This window comes from Mycobacterium sp. Marseille-P9652, assembly GCF_902652685.1.
In the GTDB taxonomy this organism is placed as follows: domain Bacteria; phylum Actinomycetota; class Actinomycetes; order Mycobacteriales; family Mycobacteriaceae; genus Mycobacterium.
In genome coordinates this window covers 1-6850 of sequence record NZ_CACRUY010000102.1, presented here as the reverse complement: position 1 = coordinate 6850, position 6850 = coordinate 1, and the positions used below count along the sequence as shown (strand labels likewise).

Genomic DNA, 6850 nt, shown 5'->3' with positions numbered 1-6850 from the left:
GTCCCGCCGATCCGCCCGCCCCACCGGCGCCGCCACTGGCCCCGGTCGCACCCGAGCCGCCGTTGCCGCCGTTGCCGATCAGCCAGCCCCCGTTACCCCCGGCCTGCCCGCTGCCGGGGGCCCCGTTGGCGCCATCACCGATCAATGGACGCCCCGTGAGGATCTGCACCGGCGAGTTGATCGCGCCGAGCAGGTCCTGCTCGAGCGTCTGCAGCACATCGGCATTGGCCGCCTCGGCGGCCGCATACGCGCCGCCGGCCGAACTCAACGCCGACACAAAGCGGTCGTGCAACGACTCCGCCTGGGCGCCGAGCGCCTGAAAATCCCTGCCGTACCCGCCGAACAACCCGCTGATCGCCGCAGACACCTCGTCAGCGGCCGCGGGCATCAGGCTCGTCGTGGACACCGCCGCCGCCGACCTCGCCCCCCTCAGCGTCTGCCCGATCCGGGCCACATCCGCCGCCGCCGCGGCCACGGAGTCAGGTGAGGCGATCACAAACGACATTGCGGACTCCCATCATCCACACGGCGCCACCCTCGAGGGCCCCCTCGAACGGTGTCTGCATGCGCCCGCGCCAAGGTCGCGGATCTACGGGCGAACCGATGCGAGCGGTACGCATCACGCGAGCGGTGCTCGTCGGGCTGTCACACAATGCCGCGAACACGGCATCACCCGCCGATGCCGTCAGGCACCCGGGGTGTCATCGCCGTCGCCGCCTCGTGTCCGATGGCTCATTGTCAGGGCAGCCGGCGCGAGTACGTTCCGGGGTCAACTACGGCAATTTCGTGCGGCTCAGTCCGCGACTACTGCAAACGGCGACCAGCCGAACCCGCGCTGGCCGGCGTGTGCGTGGCGAGCGGCCAACCCGTGCGGCGCCTCTACTAATCTCGCAACCGTGACTCGCCGCCTGGGCCCCGGTTGGCTGGTGGCGCTGTGCGCCCTCGTTGTTTCGGCGAGTACCTGGCTGCCGTGGCTGACGACGGCGGTCAACGGCGGCGGCTGGGCCAACGCCATCGGCGGCACCCACGGCAGCCTCGAACTGCCGCACGGGTTCGGGGCCGGCCAGCTCATCGTGCTGCTGTCCTCCACGCTGCTGGTGGCCGGCGCGATGGTGGGCCGCGGGCTCTCTGCCCGGATCGCTTCCGCTGCGGCGCTGGTCATTTCGCTGCTCATCGTGGCGCTCACCGTGTGGTACTACAAGATCAATGTCAGCCCGCCGGTGTCGGCCGAATATGGTTTGTACGTCGGGGGAGTGGCCGCGGCGTGCGCGGCCGCGTGCTCGGTGGTCGCGGTGGTCGCCGCGCTCGCCGCCAGGCGGTGAGCCTCAGGCGGTCGGAAACTGGTGGCTGCCGGAGCTGCCGCTGTCGCCGGGCTCGTTGACGCCGTACACGAACGGCGCGAACACCACCTCGCGGCCGTCCGGGTCGCGATAGGTGACCGCGCCGGTCGCCGCCCAGTACGGGTGCTGCTCGACGGGTTGGGCGCCGGCCGCTTCCAGGCGGGCGACGGCGGCGTCCCGGGCTTCGGCGTCCGGGAAGTACAGGCACAGCTGCTCGTGGTGGTCCACCGCGACGGGCTCGGCCGACTCGACGATCTCCAGGGTCAGGTTCCAGCTGGGCATGCCGAAGATCGCGCCGTTGCTGCCGTAGCTGGCCTCGAACGTCTCGTGCAGCGGCAAGCCCACCAGATCCCGGTAGAAGCGCACGGCCTCAGCGAAATTCGACGATCGCCGCGCGAAACGGATGGCGCCGATCGCGGCCAGGTGGTGGGGCCAGTGCGTGCGACGGTGGGAGGCGGGATACATCGTCACAGGCCGACGGCGCTCGCGGCCGACTCGGCGGTGGTCCAGCGCCGCAATTGCGAGCCGGGCGCCCACGTCGAATGGGTGCCGCTGGAAATGCGTTCCGGCAGTTGCAGTTTGCATACCGGACCGTCCTCGATGCGGGCCGCATCCAGGATCACGCAGAAGGACGCGTCGGCATTCATGTCGGTGGTCAGGGTCACCAGGTAGCCGTCGTCCTCGCCACGGGCGCCAATCCGCGGGGCCATCTGGGTCTCGCTTCCGAAAACGCCGTCACCGAAGGCGAATCGCCGCTCGCTGCCGGTGCGCAGGTCGTGCTTGACCAGGCCGTCGAACAGGAACCAGCCGGGCTTGCCGGTGGCGGCGTAGGTGTAGCGGTAGCCGGTGGCGGCATAGTCGGGATTGATGGTGCCGAATTCGGTGACCGACTCGGAGAGCTGTTCCTCGGTGGTGGCACCGGTGACCAGGTTGAAGCGCCATCGGCGCAGCCGGGTCTGCAGGCGGTCGAGGGCCAGGAAGCGAAACAGCTTGTCCCACTTGGTCCCACCGTTGTCCAGGGGAGAGGGGTCGCCCTCGAAGAAGCCGTCGAGCACGATCTCGTCGCCGTCCTCGTAGGCGTTGGTGAAGTGCAGGACGAAGGTGGGGTCGGCCTCGAACCAGCGAATGTCGTTGGTCCCGCCCCGGCGGGGAATGACGGCGAACCGCGACGGCATGTCCGGGTGGAAGCCCGGCAGGTGGACATTGTGCTCGAGGAGGCCCGGATCCCAGAACAGCGGGAAATCGTTGAGGATGGCGTAGTTCTCGGTGAACGCCATGTCGTGCGGCAGCCGAGGTCCGGGCAGCGGGATGTCGACATAGTGGGCTAACTCGTTGTTCTGGTCGACCACGCCGTAGCGCATGTACGGGTCCTGCTTGCTGTAGTTGAAGAACAGCAACTCGCCGGTGTGGGGGTCGACCTTCGGGTGGGCCGACACGCCCCAGTCTGCGGGGAAGCGGCCGTTCCAGGTCTCCTTGCCGAGCGTCGTCGCCGAGTACGGGTCGATGCGGTACAGGTCGCCGCACTGGTAGAAGCTGGTGAGCGCGGTGCCCCGGTGGACGATGACGTCGGTGCTCGAGGCGTCCTTCATCAGGGTGCGGGCGCCCCACCCGTCTTCGCGCTTGGCGAATTGCACAGGCTCGGCGAGCCCCGGCCACAGCGGTCCGCCAGCCTCGTTCTCGGCCAGGAGCCCGTCGGTGCGGACGAATCGGTTGCGGTAGAACGCTTTTCCGTCGCGAAAGCCGACGACGTGCAGCATGCCGTCGCCGTCGAAGGGGTGGTAGGTCTTGAACGCCGGGTGCAGGGGGTTCTCGGTATTGCGGAGGTAGATGCCGTCCAGGTCGCTCGGGATCTCGCCCTCGACGGCGGTGAGGTCGTCGGCGTCCCACTCGGTGGTCTGCGGGCGCCACGGGCCGGTGCGGTATGGGTGGTCGTCGTCCTCGGGCAGGGTGGACAAGAACTTGCCGACGATTTCCACGTGCATGATCACAGACCCCTGCCGACGACGAAACTGACCGTGGTGGCGGTGCTGCCGCCGAAGTTCAGGGTGCCGAAGGACGTCGCACCCTCCACCTGATAGTCGCCCGCCGCGCCGCTGACCTGTTTCGCCGCGTCCAGCAACATGCGTACTCCCGACGCGCCTACCGGGTGGCCGCCGCCGATAAGCCCGCCGCTGGGGTTGATCGGAAGCCGGCCGCCGATCTCGATCTCGCCGTTCTCGATCGCCTTCCACGACTCGCCCGGTCCGGTCAGCCCGATGTGGTCGATAGCGAGGTATTCGCTGGGCGTGAAGCAGTCGTGCACCTCGAACCCGTCGACGTCGTCGAGCGTCCGCTCGGCGCGGCGCAGCGCGTCGAGCACGGCGGCCCGCACGTGCGGAAGCACGTACGGGTTGTCGGCCGAGCGGTCCAGCTTCTGGCGCAGGCCCAGTCCGACGGTGCGGTGCCCCCAGCCGTCGATGCGGCCGATCAGGCGCGCGCCGGGATGGTTCCGCAGATAGTCGTCGCCGACGAGCACGACGCCCGCGCCGCCGTCGGTCATCTGGCTGCAGTCGAACCGCCGCAACCGCCCCTCGGTGACCGGGTTGGCCGCGTCGTCGTCGGTGATGGGGTCGGGGATGGACCACCCGCGCGTCTGGGCATTCGGGTTGCGCCGCGCGTTGGCGAAGTTGACCTGCGCGATGGTGCGCAGGTGGGTGTCGTCCAGGCCGTAGCGGCGGTCGTACTCGTCGGCGACCTCCGCGAACATCGACGGCCACAGGTAACGGGCGTCGGCGCCCTCGTGACCGGTCCACGCGGCCGCCCCGAGGTGTTGTGCCGCCGTGTCGCCGGGCACGGTCTTCTCGAGCTCGACGCCCACCACCAGCGCGGCGTCGTAGTTGCCCGACCGCAGATCGGCCATCGCTGAGAGCACCGCCACACTGCCCGACGCGCATGCGGCTTCGTGTCGTGACGCCGGAACGTCCCAGAGGGCGTCGCACACGGTGGCGGGCATCGCCCCGAGATGGCCCTGCGCGGCAAACATCTCCCCGAACGCGTTGGCGACGTGGACCACTTCGATGTCGGTCGCGTCGACGCGCGCGGCGGCGAGCGTGCCGTCGACGACCTCCGCCGTCAGCGCGGCGAAGTCGCGTCCCTCCCTCGTCATGTTTCGCGCGAAATCGCTTTGGTAGCCGCCGAGAATCCACACCGGTGTCGAGCGATTCATACGCCGCACGCTACTCCTGACCGCTTCGCGGGTCAGTCCTATTTGAGGCGTCGCCCAAATGAGAGGCGGCCCCGTCGGCTCTCGGGCTGAACCGACGGGACCTAGGTGAGCACATGGGCCGGCCCACGCGCGCACCTCTACTGCATCATTACCGCCTGCACCGGTGGGCAAACATGCCGATTCTTCGCGCGCGTTCGATCGGCGGTCGGTCAGACGGTGCCTTCGACGAGTCCCGGGGAGTCCGGTTCCGCGGGGCGGGGCGGACCTTGCCGCAGCCGGTGCGCGTCGTCGACGTCGATCGTCGCGAGGTCGACCCCCTTCGTCTCCTTCGCGGCGACGGCCGAGATCGCGCTGACCACCGCCGTCGCCGCCAGGTACCAGGCGATGGGAACCGCCGACTTGTACGTCTCGAGCAGGCGCACCGCGATGATCGGGGCCAGCGAGCCAGCCACGATCGCGGTGACCTGGTAGCCGAACGACACCCCCGAATACCGCATCCGGGTGGGGAACATCTCGGCCATGGCCGCCGGCTGGACCGCGTACATGAGGCCGTGGAACACCAGACCGATGATGATCGCCGACATGATGACCGCGTTGCGGCCGCTTTCCATCATCGGGAACGCGAAGAAGCCCCAGGAGCACGCGCACACGGCGCCGATGAAATAGATTGGCCGCCGCCCGAATCGGTCACTGAGGCGGCCGGCCTGCGGGATGACCACGAAGTGCACGGCGTGCGCGGCCAGGAGCCACCACAGGATGACCTTCGTGTCGGCGTGCACATGCACCTTGAGGTAGGTGATCGAGAAGGTGACGACGAGGTAGTACATCGTGTTCTCGCCGAAGCGCAGGCCCATGGCCGTGAAAACGCCGCGGGGGTAACGCTTCAACACCTCAATCGCGCCGATGCTGCTGCTGGCCAGCTGTTGGGCTTCCTGCTGCGCGGCGACGAAGATCGGTGCGTCGGTGACCTTGGTGCGGATGTAGTAGCCGATCAGCACGACCACCGCGGACAACCAGAAGGCCACGCGCCAGCCCCAGCTGAGGAAGGCCGCGTCCGAGAGTGTCGAGGTGAGCACCAGCAAAGCGGCGGTCGCGAGCATGTTCCCGCCCGGGACGCCGGCCTGCGGCCAGCTGGCCCAGAAGCCGCGGCTGGAGTTCGGGCAGTGCTCCGCAACGAGCAGAACCGCGCCGCCCCACTCGCCGCCCACGGCGAAGCCCTGGATGAAACGCAGGATCACCAAGAGCGTCGGCGCCCAGTACCCGACCTGTCCGAAGGTGGGGAGGCAGCCCATGAGGAAGGTGGCGCCGCCCACCAGCAGCAGGCTCAGTTGCAGGAGGTTCTTGCGGCCGTACCGGTCCCCGAAGTGACCGAACACGAGGCCGCCCAACGGCCGGGCGGCGAAGCCGACGGCGTAGGTGACGAAGGCGGCGAGGATCGCGTCGAGCTCGTTGTCGCCTTTCGGGAAGAACACCTTGCTGAAGACGAGCGTGGCCGCGGTGCCGTAGAGGAAGAACTCGTACCACTCCACGACGGTGCCGGCCATCGAGGCGGCCACCACTCGGCGGAGATAGGCCCGGCTTCGAATCAGCGTGGGCTCTATGCCATCGCGCGCACTCACCGCTGCCCTCCTTGGCTCGACGGCGCACCCGGTGGGCGCCGAGCGGGAGTTCCATCGGCCTATCCCGATCACGGCGGTGATTGGTGTGCCAGCGGTTCGGAGCGTACCGGGCCGGGTGGGCGGATGGCAGGGCGAAATCCCGACGGCCGGTGCCGTGATCTGACGTGGTCGGCCGATCCCGTCCGTTCCGGCCACTGATGCGGCCGGCCGATCGGATCGCCGTGTGCCGCGGGGCGGAAAAGGTGGTTGCGACACGGTTACGGATGCATACCTATCCAGATCTCACTGGTCACATCGGTCACGCGGATCACTATCGTCACATGAGCGAACCGCGGCCGTCAATCTGTTTCAGTGCGACGTCGCCGCCCCTCGAAAGGTGTTACATGTCGGCGATTTTTCGGAGCGTCTCGCTATCGGTGGCGTCGGCGGCCGCTGTCGGGCTGGTGCTCGTGGTGGGCCCCGCTCCGTCAGCGAGCGCGACGCCGTGCAGCGCGCCCGAGGCCAACGTCGACCCGCCGGCCGCACCGCCCGCGATGCCGGCGCCGCAGCCCGTCGTCCAGCCGCCCACCGGGCGGCGCCCGTCGCACACGAACGACCGCGCGCCGCTGCCGAAGCTGGGGCCGCTCATCTCGCAATTCCTCAAGCCGACCACCCCTGGACAGCGCTATTCCGCCCCCATCCAGCCC

6 protein-coding genes and 1 pseudogene are annotated in these 6850 nt (G+C 69.0%); 2 read left to right on the top strand and 5 right to left on the bottom strand.

Going from position 1 to position 6850, the window contains the following annotated elements; all coding sequences use genetic code 11:
• Window positions 1-505 (bottom strand): PE family protein (locus GPY60_RS25980; protein ID WP_156690565.1); only part of this gene is annotated, 505 nt, incomplete at its 3' end.
• A 391-nt stretch (window positions 506-896) separates the two neighbouring features.
• On the opposite strand from GPY60_RS25980, the gene GPY60_RS25975 reads away from it, so the two are divergent.
• Window positions 897-1322 carry a hypothetical protein gene (locus tag GPY60_RS25975; protein WP_156690564.1) on the top strand — a complete coding sequence of 142 codons (426 nt, stop codon included), beginning with the start codon at window positions 897-899 and terminating at the stop codon, window positions 1320-1322.
• A gap of 3 nt (window positions 1323-1325) precedes the next feature.
• Here GPY60_RS25975 and GPY60_RS25970 read toward each other — a convergent pair whose 3' ends face one another.
• The 4 genes from GPY60_RS25970 to GPY60_RS25955 form a co-directional block, all read right to left on the bottom strand.
• Window positions 1326-1805, bottom strand: coding sequence for a VOC family protein (locus GPY60_RS25970; protein ID WP_156690567.1), 480 nt, complete (start codon window positions 1803-1805; stop codon window positions 1326-1328).
• A 2-nt stretch (window positions 1806-1807) separates the two neighbouring features.
• Window positions 1808-3322, bottom strand: a complete 1515-nt coding sequence (locus tag GPY60_RS25965; protein WP_156690563.1) for a carotenoid oxygenase family protein — start codon at window positions 3320-3322, stop codon at window positions 1808-1810.
• Window positions 3323-3324: 2 nt separating this feature from the next.
• Window positions 3325-4545, bottom strand: coding sequence for an acetyl-CoA acetyltransferase (locus GPY60_RS25960; protein WP_156690562.1), 1221 nt, complete (start codon window positions 4543-4545; stop codon window positions 3325-3327).
• 209 nt (window positions 4546-4754) lie between these two features.
• On the bottom strand, window positions 4755-6164 hold the full coding sequence (locus GPY60_RS25955; protein WP_231639839.1) for an MFS transporter: 1410 nt from the start codon (window positions 6162-6164) through the stop codon (window positions 4755-4757).
• 383 nt (window positions 6165-6547) lie between these two features.
• Between GPY60_RS25955 and GPY60_RS27350 the strand changes: the two are divergent.
• Window positions 6548-6850: pseudogene (locus GPY60_RS27350) on the top strand (DUF4185 domain-containing protein); the annotation flags it as partial.

Coding starts and splice junctions, on each gene's coding strand:
- GPY60_RS25970 (WP_156690567.1), bottom strand. CDS start 1,805: ATGTATCCCGCCTCCCACCGTCGCACGCACTGGCCCCACCACCTGGCC.
- GPY60_RS25960 (WP_156690562.1), bottom strand. CDS start 4,545: ATGAATCGCTCGACACCGGTGTGGATTCTCGGCGGCTACCAAAGCGAT.
- GPY60_RS25965 (WP_156690563.1), bottom strand. CDS start 3,322: ATGCACGTGGAAATCGTCGGCAAGTTCTTGTCCACCCTGCCCGAGGAC.